The sequence below is a fragment of the Nostoc piscinale CENA21 genome, assembly GCF_001298445.1.
GTDB classification, from domain to species: domain Bacteria; phylum Cyanobacteriota; class Cyanobacteriia; order Cyanobacteriales; family Nostocaceae; genus Nostoc_B; species Nostoc_B piscinale_A.
In genome coordinates, this window is the sequence record NZ_CP012036.1 from 5,988,446 (window position 1) to 6,006,557 (window position 18,112).

Sequence of the window (18,112 nt, forward strand, 5' to 3'; positions counted from 1 at the left end):
ATTTTCTCTTCCCTTATCTCCCTTGTCCCCTTGTCTCCCTTGTCCCCTCACACCCTTACACCCTGTCATGCACAAGATACTACCTCTTCCCGTTCACCATTGCCAATTTTTGGGAACAATAGCCTTGACTTTTGGAACATAGCTTATTGATATATGAACTTGCTGCGTATAAGAATCCACCATTTAATCGAGCAATTGGGTGACGAAGAACTCCAAAGCGTCTGGGAGAGTGTTCACGCCTTACATTGTGACTTTTATATGCTCAAAGCCATACAAAAAGTCAAGCGATCGCAGCAACCTTGGGATATCTTGACTCAGGAAGAAGCGATACAAATTTTAATGTTTTACTGATGAAATGATGAAAAAGGGATTAGAGGCTAGAGGCTAGGGACTAGTTTATCGCTCAGGACTACGCACAACGATTGTCAGTTGAGATGGGTGTAGGAGCAAAATAAAGTTGTGGTATCAATATTCTTTCTTTTTACTTTTGCCTTTTGCCTTGTTGTACTAGCCTCCAGCCCCTAACCCCTAACCCCCAATAGAGGTGATGCCTAGTGAGTGTGGAAATGCGCTATGCCAGGTCTTTTTTAATGGATCTGAAGAGTTTGGAACCTGCTGCTTATCAGCGAGTGTATGATTTTGTGTTTTTTGAATTTGGAGAAAAGTGGCAGTTACATGGTCTTCCTGAACTGCGACAGCTAGACCATGAAGGCATTTTTCACCGTTTTACCTTGGATGATTATTTAATTGGGATTGAGATTAGAGGAGAAATTGTCAAGTTTCTGCGAGTCATACCTATGCCAGATGTTTAGAAGAGAGCATTAGCTCAACACTTAAAACTGTATAAGGCTAGGCAGGGATGCACCTGAGCTTACATTAAACTTGTCATGGAAAAACAACTTACTTGAGATTTCCCTATGGATGCAATAGCACTTTGGCAAAGATACCAAGATTGGTTATATTTCCACGAGGGATTGGGACTATACGTAGATGTAAGCCGGATGCGTTTTGATGATGCTTTCGTGGAGTCATTGCGTCCGAAATTTGACAAAGCATTTGCTAATATGGCGGAATTGGAAAAGGGTGCGATCGCCAATCCCGACGAAAACCGCATGGTTGGACATTACTGGCTGCGAAACCCTGATTTAGCACCCACGCCAGAACTCACCCAAGAAATTGTCCAAACACTCGAACAAATTGAAGCCTTCGCCGAAAAAATCCAAACCGGCGCAATTCATCCGCCGAAAGCTAATCGCTTCACTGATATCATCTCCATTGGTATTGGTGGTTCTGCACTCGGCCCCGAATTTGTCGCAGAAGCCCTCACCGCCGATTTTCCTCCCCTCAAAATTCACTTTATTGACAATACCGATCCCGATGGTATTGACCGCATTCTTAACCAATTACGCAATAACCTTGCCAGCACCTTAGTTTTGGTCATCTCCAAATCAGGCGGTACACCAGAACCCCGCAACGGCATGATTGAAGTTAAAAAAGCCTACGCTGGCCACAATCTCGATTTTGCTCAATATGCTGTAGCCATTACCAGTCCTGGCAGTAACTTAGATAAAGTTGCCCAGTCAGAAGGTTGGTTAGCCACATTCCCCATGTACGATTGGGTGGGAGGTCGTACCTCCGAAATGTCTACAGTGGGTTTAGTACCAGCAGCACTGCAAGGCATTGATATACGTGCCATACTCGATGGTGCTAAAGAAATGGATGATGCCACCCGCGTTGCTGATATCAAAAAGAATCCAGCAGCTTTGTTGGCATTATCTTGGTACTACGCTGGCAATGGTAAAGGCGAAAAAGACATGGTTGTTCTGCCTTACAAAGACAGCTTGGCACTGTTCAGCCGCTATTTACAGCAGCTAGTCATGGAATCTTTGGGTAAAGAAAAAGACTTAGACGGTAATATTGTCCATCAAGGTATTGCCGTTTACGGTAACAAAGGTTCCACAGACCAACACGCTTACGTCCAACAATTGCGTGATGGTGTACCAAACTTCTTTGCTACTTTGATTGAAGTTTTGGAAGACCGTCAAGGTCAATCCCCAGAAATAGATCCTGGCGTGACATCTGGCGATTATCTCTCCGGTTTCCTCCAAGGAACACGGGAAGCCCTTTATGAAAATCAGCGCGATTCAATTACTATAACGATTCCTCAAGTTAATGCCCGCACAGTCGGCGCTTTAATTGCCTTGTATGACCGTGCCGTTGGTTTTTATGGCAACTTAGTAAACATTAACGCTTATCACCAACCAGGAGTAGAAGCAGGTAAAAAAGCCGCCGCTGCTATTCTGGATTTGCAAACTAAAGTAGTTACTGTTTTGCAAAGTGAAAAAACACCCCTTTCCTTGTCAGAAATTGCCGAGAAAGTGGGTGCTACAGAAGAAATAGAAGCAATTTACAAAATTCTGCGTCACTTACACGCCAATCAACGGGGTGTAGTGTTGCAAGGTGATTTTGCTCAACCAAATAGCTTGAAAGCTTCTGTTAGCTAATTTGTTCTAGAATTTCTAGCTCAACTACAATCAAGCATCCTGATCTGAAGTCACACTTTCAACAATCAGGGTGCTTAATTGTACAGCAAATTGCTAAGTATTAAGTTCTGAGTGCTGAGTTAAAGACTTTATTACCCCTACCTCCTGCCTTCTGCCTCCTGCCTTCTGCCTCCTACCTTCACACCATACTCATCAACCTTTGAGTAAAGTAGCTCTTAGGTAAAAAGCAGCGATCCAGGAAAAATGGATTGCGGATATTTTCACTGACAAGATTATCAGATTTATGCAAATGACAGAATGGTGGCACAATTCCCCAATCTTCTGCTAACCAAATCCAGTATCCTATTTCGATTCTGCCGTAATTTGAGGCTGTGAGAATTTCTCCCACACTATTATTGAGAGATACGAATTCTGGCGAACATTTAACTTCAGTTAATAGCCATGCCAATTCTTCAACAGAAAAATGAAACCGATGTTCGGCTGCTATTTTAATAAACTGTTGTGGATTTTTAGCAGCTAGTAATTGTTCTTTTAAAGATGGGATTTTCTGTGCAGTATCCAATAAATCCCAAATTTGTTTTCTAGTGATCACAAACCACGCCAGTGCTTCTTGAGTCAATTTGTAACCATTTTCCTTAGCTAAGAGCAAAAATGCTTCAATGCTATCGATTTTTTCTAGTTGAGTGGTTAGGAAAAAATTCTGCTCTGCTAGTGATAAAAAATCAATAATTTTCTGCCATGTAAAATGGTCAAACTTTGGCAGTAATTTGACTTTCTCCTTCCAATAGGAATACTTATCCTCACTCAAGAATAAATTCCAGAGTTGATAATACATAATGTTATTGGTTTTAGTTTTAATAACTGTTAGGGATAATTACCAGTGTAATAAGTATAAGTTGAGTTTATCGACAGTATTAACCAAACTAATTTATGTAAATGAAGTTACACAGTAGCTAAGTATAAAATTTTTGTAAGTTTTAGAACAAGTTAGCTTTGTATTTACGGTTGCTGTAATCTTCTGAGGCTAGGCGATCGCTCTTGATCAGTGAATATTGTAAAGCAAAGTAATTTTTTAGCTAATTATTGAAATTTTCATACGCAAAACTTAGTAATCATCTCAACATAAATTTGTATATTTATATACAAACGAAACTGCAACGTATGAACTGTTCTACATCAGCAGATACACAAAACAGGTTTGATTGAGTTAACAACATATTTCTAGAGAATGAATGCAGATTCTCTCAAAGGCAGGAGTAAATACTGCAATTATTACTGCATTATTTTAATCATGAAAATTACAAATATTTGCCAATAACACAGCATTTATAAAATACAAGGTGATCACAAAATAAATGAACACCATATATCAAAAACCTAAAAAAGCTCCCTTACCTGTGGCTGTATTTCTTTCAGCTTTGCTATCAGTTCCTTTGTTAAGTAGCTGTGGTGATGGCTCCCGCACAGCATCACCTCCACCGCCTGTAGATGACACAGTTGGTAGAAACGTAAATTATCCCTCTGCTACCAACCAACCCCAAGCTAAAAGAGGCTTATCTACTGGACAAAAAGTAGCAATTTTAGCAGGTGCTGCTGCTCTTTATTACCTCTATCAACAGCGCAAAAATGCCCAAGGAGCAGGGCCAAATGGTAAATATTACCTATCTAAAAATGGGCGTGTTTACTACCGCGATAACCAAGGTCGCGCTCACTGGGTAACACCGCCACAAGAAGGAATTCGCGTCCCAGAGTCGGAAGCGCAGCAGTATCGAGATTTTCAAGGCTATAACGGGCGCTCTACAGGTCGTAATTTAAGAGATATTGCTCCCCAGGAAGCGCCAGCTTACTAGATTTAACCAAAAAACTTCAGGAGAATAATTATGGTAGACGGCTTTTTTCAAAGAGCGAAAGAGTTTTTCGCAGGCTCAAATAATAACGAAGTTGAACAAGATTTAGACCGAGAGGTACGTCCAGCCAGCGAAGACCCTTATGGCGACCCCGCAGATCAAGACTATGGCAATTTTACCCCAGCCAGCCAAGACCCTTACGGCGACCCTGCTGAACAGTATTACGGCAATGTCACCCCCGCCAGCCAAGACCCTTATGGCGACCCTGCTGATGAATACAGCAATTACAGCCCAGCGAGTGAAGATCCATACGGCGATCCGGCTGATGAATATGGACGTTAGTAATCATTAATGTCGTGACGATAGATTAAACTGGTGTTGATTTTAGGCGGTGGGATTGATTATCACTGCCTATTTTTTTTACCGCAGAGACGCAGAGAGCGCAGAGTTATTTTTGATAGGGGGGATTAAGAAGAAAGAGCGATCGCCCTTACTTTTTTATAATAGGAAATGAATACATCATCCTATTAATATGGCTGAATCAACCGCAAACTAAAGTTTTATCAACGTAGACAATAATCTTTAGTACATATATACTAAAAACCGAACACTAGATTAGCTACACTGTTATACATAAAATTCAACTACAGTGTTTAGCTAGGGGCTTGAGCGTATAATGGCGGATTTCAAGAAATTACGTGAATCCAAAACTCAACCGACTGTTATAGATCCAATAGCAATTTTCCGACGCTTGCCACCTATTCCTGGTTTCAAAGATATCTATACTAGCCAAGCAGAAGTATTAAGTGATTGGTTCAATCGTAGAAATGAACGTGATCTAGTAATTAAGTTGCACACAGGTGGTGGCAAAACCTTAGTTGCCTTACTTATTGCTCAGTCAATCTTAAATGAACATCGTGAACCAGTAATCTACTTATCTCCAACAGATCAACTGGTGGAACAGACTTTGGCAAAGGCGAAAGAGTACAACATTCCAGCAGTTGGCTACGGCAAAAATTTTGCTGAAGAGTTCCTTTCTGGTAAAAGTGTTCTAATTTGTACGTATCAAGCATTATTCAATGGTATTAGCCGATTTGGAGTTCGTGGCATAAAACCAGCACTTTCAGTGGCAGCAATCATACTTGATGATGCCCACGTTGCTTTTTCAACGATGCGCGATATTTTTACTCTACGTCTTGAAAGAATTAATAATCAAGAAGATTACGCTTCTCTTACAAATATATTCCGCAGTGATTTTGAGAAATTAGGAAAATTAGGCACATTTGATGATATTGTTAGCGGTAAACCAGCTAGTGGCATTTTAGAAGTTCCCTATTGGAGTTGGAAAGCTAGATCAGAACAAGCAAGAGAATTGCTACGTTATAAGGCAGATGATTACAAATTTGTGTGGCCATTTCTTCGTGATAATTTTAATTATTGTCACTGCCTCATTAACCAAAATACTTTCGTCATTACACCAATCTTTCCTTTTGTTGATATAATTCCAACTTTTGCAGATTGCCCGCGACGCATTTTTATGTCAGCAACTATCAGTGATGATAGTGCCATTGTAAGAACATTTGATGCAAATCCTGATTCTATATCTAAGCCAATTACATCTCACTCCTTAGCTGGTGTAAGTGAGCGAATGATTCTTGCTCCAGAACTTATGTCTTTCTCTGAAAAGGATGTCTCGAATATTCTCCAAGAACTAGTTAAAGAAATACCTAAAAACAAGATGGGAACAGTAATTCTCGTTCCATCTAAAGTAGCTGCACAACAGTGGCAGAATATTGCCATCCATTCAGATACACCTGAGAAAGTAGCTATTGATGTTAAAAAACTTCAAGAAGGTACATCTTATGGGCCTTTCGTTTTTGCTAATCGTTATGACGGAATTGATCTCCCAGGTTCAGCATGTAGGTTATTAGTTTTATCAGGATTACCTCGTGGAAGTAGTGAGTACGATCAATATCGGGCTAATACGTTCGCTGGAGGTTCTGAACTAACTAGCACATTAGCACAACGTATTGAACAAGGTATGGGAAGAGGTGCGCGAGGTTCTGGTGACTACTGTGTTGTAATACTTACTGGTCAAGAGCTAACTGCTTGGGTTGGTCGTTCAGCTAGTCTCAAATTTTTAACTAGAAGTACTCGCGCACAGCTAGAGATGGGAGTAGAAATAAGTAAAAATGCTACTAACAAAGAGTACTTGTATGAAACTATTATGCAATGTCTGAATCGAGAAAAAGATTGGATTGAGTATCATGCAGAAACATTAGCCGAGCTTACCGAATCAGAAGAAGAAGATAAAAATTCTTTGACTCAGGCTGCTGTGGAACGCAAGGTATTTAAACTGATACGTGATGGGTATTTTGAAAAGGCTATCCATAAACTAGAAAAGTATTGGCAGGATTCAGCAGAACTTGACATCAAAAATAGAGGCTGGTTGAAACAACAAGCAGCTCGTGCAGCTTACTACTGGGAAAAAACTGATCTGTCTCAGCAACTTCAACAGCAAGCATATGCAGATAACTACAATCTGTTACGCCCTCAAGTTATTCCACCGTATGTGGCATTAACTAATCCAGGTAGACAAGCAGAAGCAATTGTAGATCAGATATCAAATTACAAACTTCATAGACGAGGTTATATGTTATGGTTTCGACAAACTATCTCAGATTTAGTTCCAGAAGCTCCTGCTAATAGATTTGAGGAAGCTCTAGAATACTTAGGTTTGATGCTAGGATTTCGTGCAGAAAGACCAGAAAAAATATATGCTAAAGGGCCAGACGTTTTGTGGTTACTTGATGATAAGCTAGGTTTAGTTATTGAAGCTAAAAGTAGAAAATACGAAAATAATCCTTTAAATAAAGATAACTATGGTCAACTATTGACTTCCGTAGAGTGGTTCAAAAAAGAGTATCCCACTTATTCATGTATACCTGTTTCCGTTCATCCTAATATTAATACAACAAAAGCTATTGTCGTTAATGATTCCAAAGCTTTAACCTTAAATAAATTAAATCAACTCATTACTGATATCGGTCTTCTTATTAAAGAACTTTGTGAATCAAAAGTTTCTGAGGAACAACTTGTTATTAGATGTGAACAATTTTTAGCTCAATCTAAGCTTAAACCAGAGTTACTGGTAGAAGAATATCTGATACCTTTTTCAGTAGCAGAGACTTGAAAAATTCGTAGTAAAGCTAATCTTTTATAGAATTAGCTTTACTACGAATTTTATGTCCACATTTTTAACTTTACACTGAAAATTTAATTCACTAATCTATCTGCGACAACTTCTTGTGATCGCAATATTATTTATCTTATTGCTGAGATAAAATTGTGAAATAAATTCCCGTCTAAATTGTTTTTTCTAGGGAAGAAGTCTAACCATGAAATACCAAGATATTATTACTATCGAACCAGGTAAGAGGAGCGGTAAACCCTGTATTCGGGGGATGCGGATCACTGTATACGATATTCTCGAATATCTTGCAGGAGGTATGACAGAAGCAGAAATTTTAGAAGATTTTTCAGAACTGACATCTGAAGATATTAAAGCCTGTCTTGCATTTGCTGCTGATCGTGAGAAAAAGTTATTTGTGGCACCGTTGTGAAACTACTTTTAGATGAAAATCTCTCAGATCAGATTGTTGGCAGGATTATCGACTTGTATCCTGATTCTCAACACGTAAAAACATTGTCACTAACGAATACTGATGATGGGATTATCTGGGAATATGCAAAAGCACATAGTTTTGTGATTGTTTCCAAAGACTCTGACTTCCATCAACGCAGTTTACTTTACGGTCATCCCCCTAAGTTCATTTATCTTCGTATCGGTAACAGTCCAACATCAAAAATTGTTCAGATTTTGAGAGATAATTTCGTCACAATCATTGAATTTGGAAGTAGAGAATTAGAAAGTATATTAGTGCTGGCATAGTTTAAAACAGCAGCTTAACTTGGTCTGTACTAAAAATTTAATCAGCGCAGCAATACCTCATCAATATTATAATTTTGCTGCTAAAATTTCTTGCGATCGCTCGATATTTTTTCGCACAGATTTAGCAGAAGTATGCAACGCTGCTATTTCACTTTCACTTAAATTTAATTCTAAAACACTTTCAATCCCACCGCAGCCTAAGCGACAAGGCACACCAATTACCACATCCTTTAAACCATATTCGCCGTCTAAATAAGCTGCAATTGGTAACAGCCGCGATTGATTTAATAATATTGACTCAACCATCATACTTGTCGCCGATGCTGGGGCAAAAAAATGCCCCACCTGTTTGGATTAATTCTACAATTTCTGCGCCACCGTTACGGGTTCTTTCTATTAAGCGTTCAATGGTAGCTGCGTCTAATAATTCTGTAATGGGAATGCCGTTAACTGTGGCATAACGAGATAATGGAACCATTAAATCGCCGTGGCTTCCTAATACCATCGCCTTCACATCGGCAGGTAAAACACCCAATTCTAAAGCGATGAAAGTTTCAAAGCGGGCTGAGTCTAACACGCCAGCCATACCCATAATGCGATCGCGTGGTAAACCTGTAGCTTGCCAAGCTAAATAAGTCATCACATCTAAAGGGTTGGTGACAACGATAAAAATTGCATTGGGCGAATGGGCGATCGCATTTTTTGCCGCTTCGACGACAATCTTGGCATTAGTTCTCAGCAAATCATCCCGACTCATTCCGGGTTTACGCGGCAGCCCAGCCGTAATCACTACAATTTCAGAATTAGCCGTATCAGCATAATTATTCGTCCCGATAATCTGACGATTATGCAGTTCTATTCCTCTGGCTTCCATTAAATCCAGCGCCAAACCTTGCGGCATACCCTCAACAATATCGAGTAAAACCACATCTGCTAAATTCTTCTCAGCAATACGTTGGGCGAGAGTACTACCAACTCTACCAGCACCAACAATAGTGACACGCGGTAAATGGCAAGAAATAGAGGAAAACATAATTAATGCTTTATTTAGGTTTTAGATAATCCAAAAAATCAATTATTTAATCTCTTTTTCAAAAATATTTCTCTTGTGGATGAACTGCGATCGCCAGCTTTTCACAGCAAGTATTGTCCCTTGATATTTTGCCAATATCTTAGCGCAGAACTTCTGGAAAAATTCAAAAGTCAGAATTGATGATTCTCAATTCTGACTTCTAGATTATATATAGTAGTCACTGATTGAGCATTGAGCGTTCGCGTAGCGTCTCCCTTGGGGAGAAGTCGAAATGCGTCTTCTAAATAATTATGTCCAACTACTTATTATCACGCCTTTTACATCCCACACTCAATCCTCAAAAAATCTGCTGCTAGATAAGAAAGATTATTTTAAATTCAAAGAATCATGTTGTGATAGTAATTTCTCCACCTTCGCCTCGTCAATTCTTGCTGTTAATCTTTTAGCTTCATGCAAGTCTCTGGTTGTTTTTGCCAAGGTAAAAGTCGAACCAACGGAAAAAGCTAAACCCATACTCATAAAGCCTTTAACCCAGTTATCTACAGGCAAATTAACAATACCAAAGCTAGTCATAGAAACAGACAGGATAAAAGCAGCCCATGTTTGAAGAATCCAAGCTGTACTATCTTTTTGTGAACCTAGTTGGTGCATATTTCCACCCGCTCAATTCAGTAATTTAATAGCGATATTATTAATTGGTATAGTCAATTACAACAATAAAATAACCACTTTGATAACTGGACTGTAAAAAGTTAGCTAAAAAGTCTCTAAATAAAAGAATAACTGGTACAAAACTATGTACCAGTTAGATAAATGGCATAAAGTTACAGAATTTAATTATTCAGATTCTGAAAATGTTTGTACCTTACCATCAGGACTGAAAACAACTCGAATTCTGATATTTTGACCAGATTTATTACCAGAAACAAAAGGCTTACCAATTGCAGGTATACCTGTATTATCAATAAACTCTCTTGCTGGCTTATTCAAAGGTAAAATTCGTGCCAGAGAACCATCCACATCCACAGTCAAGCTGTATTCTAATGTTTGTGTCAATCCAGCAGGTGGTTGCCAACGCTTCTGAAAGAAACTTCTAGCTTCTGCGATTTGGGTTGTATCAAATATTGTGCTGTTGGTAGCCACATTAGAAGGTGTAGAAGTTTGCGGAACATCGCCTAATCTATCAACAAATGGATTGTTATCTGCTGCTGAAGGTGGTAGAGAAGAACTGATTTTTTCTCCTAGTTGCTGATTAGTTGGTGAGTACTCTGGAGAAAGATTATTACCACGGTTGTTATTGGGTATAGTTGCCAATGGTGGTGGAACAACTGACGGGATAGTAGTAGATGGTAAATTATCCGCCCCAGAAGACAGACGTGGAGGTAGACTCCGCCTTTGAGGTAAAGTAATTTCACTCTTAGTAATGGACGGTGCAGGGTTCAGCGCAATTGATTTGCCAGAAATTATTGTTGATGTGGTACTTGGGGGATTATTTTTGGTGCTAATGCTTGCTTGGGGTATATTCAGCCCAGTTTTAGCAGATGTTGATGGTAAACCGAGCGAGGTGGTGGAGTTAGCCGAAGAAATACCCGCGCCAGGAGGAATGACAGGTTGCGCTGGTAAACGAGAAGTTGGCAGAGGCAGAGTAGAGTCGATGGGTGGCAATGTGGGTAAATTATCTGGAGATGCCAGTCCAGGTAGTGGTGTACTCAAGTTAGCTGATGGTGCAGGTGCTAAAGCCACATCAGACTCTTGGGAAGTAGTTTTCTTAGCTGTTGTCGGCTGATTTTGCCGATAATAATTGGCGTATTGTAAAGTGATTGGCAACAAACCAACACTTAAAACCAAAACTGCGGCGACAGGGGCCCAAGTCGGGAAGCGGAGAACAGAATTATTATTATTCAAAGATGGTAAAGCCATCACATCAGCTGAGTATTCATCCAAAGCTGAGGCTAAATCAAAAAGTTGCAATAAACTGAGTTGCACCAATGGGCTAGAGGCTTGAGCAGACAAAGAACCAAGATATAATTTGTGAGTTAAAGAACTCCCCGGTTCTAAATATATTTTGCTTTTGGGGATATCAGAGGTGAAAGATTTTAAAGTCTGTGTAGATAAAGCCGATGGGGCTGAATCATCAGATGTTGTACCTACATCGGAAAAGCCAGAAAAACCCAACGAAAAATTTTCTGGCGACTGTTGGAGGAATTGCTGCACATAGCTGGTGACGGCATCACACAAAGCTTCGAGTTGGTCGCGATCGCCCCGAATTACAACCCTGCGTTCTTCTGGTAGTCGTGGATCGTCAATGCGTAACTCAAAGCTGAGTTGCTTAATCACAGTTTTCCCCATCCAACGGGACAAAGGCGAACTTTGTGCCAATACTTCGAGTGTGCAAGTGGGGGGTGTGTAGCGACGAATGACAGAATTTAATACAGGCATGGCAGAAACTGCAAAGGAGACGTTTTCAATATTTTGCGGAATGGTCGATGAGTGCGAGCCAGAGACGGCGGTGTCCACCAGGGGCGCTGTAAAACAATAAGTTTACAAGCAATTTAAGTGCTAGGTGGGTGAGTAATTCCGTTGAAATTTGGTCATCCTCTTCCATTCGCTCTTGGTAGGTGTTGCAAAAAGCATCAATGTAATCTCCAAGTAAAGCAGCCTGATGAGGTTCCCGGTTATTTTCCGCCATTTGCTCTAGTAACCCAACAGCACGACGAATTAATTCTTGGTGCTGTTTGGCGAGATAGCAGATGATTAGAACAAGCGATCGCGCTTCTTCAACATCTAGCTTTTTTCGCCCTCCTTGACCTTTGCGTAGGGGATTTGACTGCCGTAGCCGCCATAAAGCTACGCGGTCTGGCACTCTTGACTCTAAATTTAGGTTAACTGCCGCCGAGAGCATAGCCTCAGAACCAATCCCAGTTAAGGTTTCTAGCGCCAACAGTACCAAGTCCAACTGAGTTTTGATATTGTCCCATTGAACTGTGTCTGGGGTTGGAAGCTTAATTAACTCCTCCCACTGAGAATTGGGTGTGGCTGAGTCGGCGGCCGAGTGCATAACTTTTAGCATAGGTGATCGGGCTGGTAGGGGCTGGTGCTGTTACCTATTTTGAAACCAGACTCTCTAAGATTTAAGTTGGTTTCCCATACATAAATTTTGGCTGGAACTAGCTTCTAGCTGGTTGAACTTTGGTAAACAGCAGTTGTCACTGTCTTACTCTACAAGATGAAAATTTATTTTCCATACACTTAGCAGAGGAGAAAATGATCTACCTAAGTAAAAGTTTTTCTAGCCTCAACCACTGCTTCCGTATGAAGTATAAATCAATAATTGATGGCTCTGTGATGAATAATTACAACTGAAACGATGCTGTTAAAGCTACAGCCAGCGCATCTGCGGCATCGTCTGGTCTTGGAATTTTATCTAAATTCAACTCTCGCGCCACTGCGGCTTGCACATCAGATTTATCTGCATTGCCATAGCCTGTTAAAGCTTGTTTAATTTGTGCCGGGGTAAATTCTACATAAGGCAAACGATGTTGTCCCAAAACTAACATGACAACACCACGAGCTTGTGCTACAAGAATAGTGCTTGACATACGATAGAAGAACAGCTTTTCGATCGCAACCAAGTCTGGTTGCAATTCACTAATCAGGGTGTGTAAATCATCAAACAAGGTACACAGGCGCTGTGCCATTTCTGCATCTGCCGAGGTAGTAATTACCCCAAAGTCAAGCATATCTACTGTTGCGTCTTGTACTTTGCTAGAGCTTTGTTTGCAAGTAATTGCGCCAAATCCTAAAATGGCTAATCCAGGATCTAAACCTAAAATTCGTTTTTCCATTAAACTAACTTTGACCAAGCCAGGGTATTGTTTTACTGGGAAGACTGGCAACTTTGATGACTGGTTTTCTAGCTGTAGTTAGAGAGGTTAGGACATTTGGAAAGCATGAATGTTAGGCATAGTAATACTTTTACCTCCTGCCTGGATTTTGCCTCCTGTCTTCTGTTATCAGTCTCAAAGCACTGAAATACTTAATAATGACACACTTGGTGTTAAAACCAGGGAGTGTAGATTTTCTTTTATTCATTCGTTTGTAGCACTGCTTTCAATCAGGTATGTCAATTGGTTTTCTCAGACAAGCCCTCAACGCCCTGCAACAGCAGTCGCGCAGCCGCACATCTCATCGGGTTAACCAGTGGTTTAAGTGGTTATCTCCAGGACTGTCAGTAAAACGCTGGTTACTTATTAGCGTTGGCGGTGTATTTTTGGCGAGTTTGGGGTTAGCTATATGGGTGAAGTTGACCCCGATTTTTTGGCTGTTGGAGTTGTTGAGGAGTTTTCTGGGAGTAATTACCAACATCCTACCCAACTATATCAGCGGCCCTTTAGTGCTGCTGTGCGGCTTACTTTTGCTACTTTGGGGACAAACTCGCACCGTGGGTTCCATTACTGCGGCTTTCAAACAACAAGGTGAAACAGAACTCATTGATGTTTTGTTAGCCCATCGCCGCTTGTATCGCGGGCCGAAAATTGTGGTCATTGGTGGTGGTACCGGACTTTCGACTTTGCTGCGGGGACTGAAAACTTATAGTGCTAATATTAGTGCGATCGTCACGGTGGCTGATGATGGCGGGTCTTCTGGGCGGTTGCGTCAAGAATTTGGTGTGCTACCACCAGGAGATATTCGCAATTGTTTAGCAGCATTAGCCGATGAAGAAAAACTTTTAACAGAATTGTTTCAATACCGCTTTCGGGCTGGCGATGGCTTGACTGGTCATAGTTTTGGTAACTTATTCTTAACCGCTATGAGTGATATCACTGGTGATTTAGAACGCGCTGTGGCAGCGAGTTCTAAAGTCTTGGCGGTGCGGGGACAAGTTTTACCAGCAACTCTGACTGATGTGCGCCTGTGGGCAGAATTAGCCGACGGCCGCCGCATCGAAGGAGAATCTAATATTCCGAAAGCTGGTGGTAAAATTGTCAGAATTGGTTGCACACCCGCTAATCCACTAGCCTTACCCGCAGCGATTAAAGCGATTAAAGAAGCTGACTATATTATTATTGGGCCGGGTAGTCTGTATACCAGCTTGATTCCTAATTTACTAGTACCAGAAATTGCCAATGCGATCGCCGCCTCCAAAGCCCCTCGCATCTACGTTTGTAATATTATGACCCAACCAGGAGAAACCGAGGGCTATACTGTTGCTGACCATATCAAAGCTATTGATGCAGCCTGTGGTCAAAGGCGATTATTTGATGCTGTCATGGTACACAAAAAATCTCCTTCTCCCCAGTCGCTCATTCGTTATGCCCAACAAAATTCTCATCCAGTTTTCCTCGACAGAGAAGATGTATCGTTACTAGGGCGACGAGTTGTTTTAGCTAATGTATTGTATGAAGATGAAACTGGTGTTATCCGTCACAATCCCCAAAAACTCGCAAAAGTCTTGTTGCGGTGGTACAGTGGCGCTCATCATGGAAAGTGAGAATTAGTCATTAGTCATGTGTATACACTAATGACTAATGACCAATGACTAATGACCAATAATGAAAATTTCTCTTGCAGATGTCCAAGCGACCCTCAATTTAGGTATCAAACTAGGTCAAACTTTAACTCCCGGCACTGTCATTTTACTAGAAGGCGACTTAGGTGCAGGTAAAACTACCTTGGTGCAAGGCATTGGTCAAGGTTTAGGAATTACTGAATCAATTGTCAGCCCCACTTTTACTTTGATTAATGAATACACTCAAGGGCGCATACCCCTTTATCACCTCGACTTATATCGCTTAGAACCATCAGAAGTAGCAGGTTTAAACTTAGAAAGCTATTGGGAAGGAATTGAAATAGAACCTGGAATTGTAGCGATAGAGTGGGCAGAGAGAATGCCTTACCAGCCAGAGCATTATCTGTGTGTCCGTTTAAGCTATGGCGACAATGGTAATCGGCAAGCCGATATTACAGGATTACATTGCAACATTAGCGAATTAATTGCTAAAATCTAAATCAATTATTTAGATTTGTAGACTAGACTATACGATCAGTCCTGATTATGCAGCATCAAAGCAAAAAAAAAAAATTGGGTAGGCAAAAGTTGTGTAGAGAATCCCACTCAAAAGAAGTTTGAGCGGCAAAATTTGCCGCTCAGAATTCATAATTCATTGCTGTAGGTTGTGAGAGAATTTTCTGGATGCGGTTCTACATAAATGAACTACAAGGACAACTGTCCAATCCAAAATTAGCCTCACATCATGATGAGATGACAAAAATGTATTGATAGCCGAGGAGGAATTGTACACTCGTTCTATCTACCACTACCACGTTCATCGAAGAAATTGACTAACATTGCTGCCTTCATTATTCAAAAATCAATGGAATACTGTGCAATAAGGGTTTGTCCTTGATTGACATTTACTAGCGTCTGCATTTAGCTAATTTTTGGTGTATGCTCGCAGATGAGATTGCTGTAAGTGCCGATAAATCTTGAGTCAAAGCTTTTGAATGGAACAATCCTTTGGAGAGTGACATCTAGCAAACTACCAGATTTTTGAGTGCGGACACTCAAGGGTAATTACATTCAAATAAGAAGTGACTTTAATTAGTTGTTTAGGGAATCATCTTGCTGAGAAGGCTCATTTGCAGATGAATTTTAGTTAGCCAGTCAGTACTGGGATGTATTACTTGTATTCTGTTTTTCTTCGTACCTGCCTTTGATTAACTAAGTAAATTGTTTCTTTTAGTGTGTTTAATTGGGATGCTAGTTTTTTGAGACTAACTCCGTTTTCTTTGCTAATTCTGGCTTTTGCTGTGCCAACTGCTGAGAAAACAATCAATCAGAAGTGTAAAAAATAGGTTTTAAGGTCGTCCAAATTAAGTGCATATAAAATTTATATATGTATAAAACTGAGTTTTCACAGAAATTTGCCCGTTTACTTAACCCTATTAATTCTCTTCTTTTTTTAGCGGAAAAATCCGGATAGTTGAACACAAAAGACTAGTTGAGAAAGGTTAAAAGATTTACGATCGCAGTAGTCATCCTGTCATCTATCCACTGACCTAGTATTCCCAACTTAAAAACAGAATCTGCAATCAAAAAGTAACTAATGATGAAGTTATGAGATAAATTAATTTGAATAAGTATTCTTTAAAAGAAAATCTTATGCTCATACTGATATATCTTCCCAAAGCCCAAATATTTTTAACCAAGTACCATAGTATTTATACGAGTTAAAATCGTATAAACACTCAACTTTTCGCTCCCAAATTTGGAAGCTAGTGTTTATACGTAGTTGGGCTATTTAGAGTAGCAGGCAGGAGGCAGAAGCAAGGGGCAGGGGGCAGGAGGCAGGGGGAGAATCTTTAACTCAGCACTCAGCACTCCTCACTCCTGAATGTTTATGAAGAGAAAGTTAAAGCTTGACCACGCACGTCAGTATTAACGCGATTTTGTTCATAGACAATTTGTCCACCCACAATTGTGATCACAGGCCAGCCTGTGAGGTTCCAACCTTCAAAGGGACTCCAACCACATTTAGTTAACAAGTCTTCCCGGCGGACGGGACGGTAATTATCCAAGTCTACCAAGACTAAATCAGCATCATAACCAGGTGCGATCGCTCCTTTGTTGGGAATACGATATGCTTGCGCCACTGCATCAGACATCCAGTTGGCAACTTGCGCCACAGTACATTTGCCTTGCATTGCCGCAGTTAACATCAACGGTAAAGAAGTCTCCACACCGGGCATTCCCGAAGGTGTATTGGGATATTCTTGGGCTTTTTCAGCTAAGGTGTGGGGTGCATGGTCGGTGGCGATAAAATCAATCACACCATCCCGTAACGCTTGCCAGAGAACTTCGTTATCGTGGGGCGATCGCAACGGTGGGTTCATTTGCGCTAAAGTGCCAATATCTTGATAAGCACTGCTATTTAATAACAAATGTTGTGGTGTCACCTCAGCCGTCACCCAACTCGGTTTGTCTTGACGTAACAACTCAGCTTCTTCGGCTGTGGACATGTGTAAAATATGTAGCCGCCGCTGATATTTTTTAGAAAGATTTAAGGCTTTTTGAGTGGCTAACAGCGCCGCTTGATTATCTTGGATTTGGGAGTGAATGGCTGGGTCATGAATCCCCGCAAACTCTTGCCGCCGTTGGTTAATGCGTTCTTGGTCTTCAGCATGAACCGCAATTAAGCGATCGCCTTGGGCGAAAATTGTTTCCAGAACAGTATCTTGGTCAACCAGTAACTGACCGTGCATCGACCCCATGAAAACCTTAATTCCCGGTGTTGGTTGGGCTGTGAGTAAATCTGGCAAAACTTCTGCGGTTGCACCAATAAAAAAGCCATAATTCACCACACACTTACTCGCCGCCCTCTGGAGTTTATCATCTAGTGCCGCTTGAGTAGTAGTTAGGGGGCGGGTATTGGGCATTTCTAAAAACGAAGTGACACCGCCCTTAGCGCAGGCACAACTGGCAGTAAATAAATCTTCTTTGTGTTCTAGTCCTGGTTCCCGAAAATGCACTTGCGGGTCGATAACTCCTGGCAACAAAGTTAACCCTTGTGCGTCAATCTCTCTGGTGACAATGGTACCAGCAATCTCCGGTGCCACTTCTTGGATGAGGCGATCGCGCGTGAGTACATCCCCAATCATGAATTCACCATTGGGTAGGACAATGCGAGCGCGGCGAATTAATAAACTTTGTGAAGATGGCATGGAGCTAAAAAAATTTTACTCAAGGAGTTATGTGTGACTGCAAATTTTGATTTTA

At 40.8% G+C, this 18,112-nt stretch carries 17 protein-coding genes and 1 pseudogene; 10 read left to right on the plus strand and 8 right to left on the minus strand.

Annotated features, from left to right (window positions below):
• Positions 1-153: 153 nt before the first annotated feature.
• The 3 genes from ACX27_RS25590 (at position 154) to ACX27_RS25600 (ending at position 2,504) form a co-directional block, all read left to right on the plus strand.
• Positions 154-351, plus strand: a complete 198-nt coding sequence (locus ACX27_RS25590) for a hypothetical protein (RefSeq protein WP_062296557.1) — start codon at positions 154-156, stop codon at positions 349-351.
• Between the two features lie 203 nt (positions 352-554).
• The gene (locus ACX27_RS25595) at positions 555-812 is read left to right on the plus strand and encodes a hypothetical protein (RefSeq protein WP_062296559.1); all 258 of its coding nucleotides are present in this window, start codon (positions 555-557) and stop codon (positions 810-812) included.
• Positions 813-917: 105 nt separating this feature from the next.
• Positions 918-2,504 (plus strand): glucose-6-phosphate isomerase, encoded by a 1,587-nt coding sequence (locus ACX27_RS25600; protein ID WP_062296561.1) that lies wholly within the window; start codon positions 918-920, stop codon positions 2,502-2,504.
• A gap of 178 nt (positions 2,505-2,682) precedes the next feature.
• Here ACX27_RS25600 and ACX27_RS25605 read toward each other — a convergent pair whose 3' ends face one another.
• A complete protein-coding gene (locus ACX27_RS25605) occupies positions 2,683-3,339 on the minus strand; it encodes a Nif11-like leader peptide family natural product precursor (protein ID WP_062296563.1) in 657 nt (218 codons plus the stop codon).
• A 520-nt stretch (positions 3,340-3,859) separates the two neighbouring features.
• Between ACX27_RS25605 and ACX27_RS25610 the strand changes: the two genes are divergently transcribed.
• The 5 genes from ACX27_RS25610 to ACX27_RS25630 all read left to right on the plus strand — a co-directional run bounded on the left by ACX27_RS25610 (position 3,860) and on the right by ACX27_RS25630 (position 8,303).
• Positions 3,860-4,354: a hypothetical protein gene (locus tag ACX27_RS25610; protein WP_062296565.1), complete on the plus strand. Its 495-nt coding sequence runs from the start codon at positions 3,860-3,862 to the stop codon at positions 4,352-4,354.
• A 30-nt stretch (positions 4,355-4,384) separates the two neighbouring features.
• Positions 4,385-4,693 (plus strand): hypothetical protein, encoded by a 309-nt coding sequence (locus ACX27_RS25615; RefSeq protein ID WP_062296566.1) that lies wholly within the window; start codon positions 4,385-4,387, stop codon positions 4,691-4,693.
• Positions 4,694-5,027: 334 nt separating this feature from the next.
• On the plus strand, positions 5,028-7,544 hold the full coding sequence (locus ACX27_RS25620; RefSeq protein WP_062296568.1) for a DEAD/DEAH box helicase: 2,517 nt from the start codon (positions 5,028-5,030) through the stop codon (positions 7,542-7,544).
• Positions 7,545-7,749: 205 nt separating this feature from the next.
• Positions 7,750-7,974 carry a DUF433 domain-containing protein gene (locus ACX27_RS25625; RefSeq protein WP_062296570.1) on the plus strand — a complete coding sequence of 75 codons (225 nt, stop codon included), beginning with the start codon at positions 7,750-7,752 and terminating at the stop codon, positions 7,972-7,974.
• Positions 7,971-8,303 (plus strand): DUF5615 family PIN-like protein, encoded by a 333-nt coding sequence (locus ACX27_RS25630; protein WP_062296572.1) that lies wholly within the window; start codon positions 7,971-7,973, stop codon positions 8,301-8,303. Before ACX27_RS25625 ends, ACX27_RS25630 begins: the two co-directional genes overlap by 4 nt.
• Before the next feature lie 66 nt (positions 8,304-8,369).
• Here the strand turns inward: ACX27_RS25630 and mdh are convergent.
• The 5 genes and pseudogenes from mdh to ruvC form a co-directional block, all read right to left on the minus strand.
• A pseudogene (gene mdh / locus ACX27_RS25635) lies at positions 8,370-9,336 on the minus strand (malate dehydrogenase).
• Positions 9,337-9,702: 366 nt separating this feature from the next.
• The gene (locus ACX27_RS25640; RefSeq protein ID WP_062296574.1) at positions 9,703-9,987 is read right to left on the minus strand and encodes a YiaA/YiaB family inner membrane protein; all 285 of its coding nucleotides are present in this window, start codon (positions 9,985-9,987) and stop codon (positions 9,703-9,705) included.
• 186 nt (positions 9,988-10,173) lie between these two features.
• Positions 10,174-11,775 (minus strand): DUF4335 domain-containing protein, encoded by a 1,602-nt coding sequence (locus ACX27_RS25645; RefSeq protein ID WP_062296576.1) that lies wholly within the window; start codon positions 11,773-11,775, stop codon positions 10,174-10,176.
• Between the two features lie 25 nt (positions 11,776-11,800).
• Complete coding sequence (locus tag ACX27_RS25650; protein ID WP_062296578.1) at positions 11,801-12,406, minus strand: DUF3038 domain-containing protein; 606 nt, start codon at positions 12,404-12,406, stop codon at positions 11,801-11,803.
• Between the two features lie 283 nt (positions 12,407-12,689).
• A complete protein-coding gene (gene ruvC, locus ACX27_RS25655) occupies positions 12,690-13,181 on the minus strand; it encodes a crossover junction endodeoxyribonuclease RuvC (protein WP_062298574.1) in 492 nt (163 codons plus the stop codon).
• A gap of 275 nt (positions 13,182-13,456) precedes the next feature.
• Between ruvC and ACX27_RS25660 the strand changes: the two genes are divergently transcribed.
• Together ACX27_RS25660 and tsaE are read left to right on the plus strand one after the other, a co-directional pair.
• A complete protein-coding gene (locus ACX27_RS25660) occupies positions 13,457-14,827 on the plus strand; it encodes a gluconeogenesis factor YvcK family protein (protein ID WP_062296579.1) in 1,371 nt (456 codons plus the stop codon).
• 61 nt (positions 14,828-14,888) lie between these two features.
• On the plus strand, positions 14,889-15,344 hold the full coding sequence (gene tsaE / locus ACX27_RS25665) for a tRNA (adenosine(37)-N6)-threonylcarbamoyltransferase complex ATPase subunit type 1 TsaE (protein WP_062296582.1): 456 nt from the start codon (positions 14,889-14,891) through the stop codon (positions 15,342-15,344).
• Positions 15,345-15,643: 299 nt separating this feature from the next.
• On the opposite strand, the gene patS is transcribed toward tsaE, so the two are convergent.
• Together patS and ACX27_RS25670 are read right to left on the minus strand one after the other, a co-directional pair.
• The gene (gene patS, locus ACX27_RS35875; protein ID WP_418006843.1) at positions 15,644-15,697 is read right to left on the minus strand and encodes a heterocyst-inhibiting signaling peptide PatS; all 54 of its coding nucleotides are present in this window, start codon (positions 15,695-15,697) and stop codon (positions 15,644-15,646) included.
• Between the two features lie 1,037 nt (positions 15,698-16,734).
• On the minus strand, positions 16,735-18,057 hold the full coding sequence (locus ACX27_RS25670; protein WP_062296583.1) for a dihydroorotase: 1,323 nt from the start codon (positions 18,055-18,057) through the stop codon (positions 16,735-16,737).
• Positions 18,058-18,112: the final 55 nt, after the last annotated feature.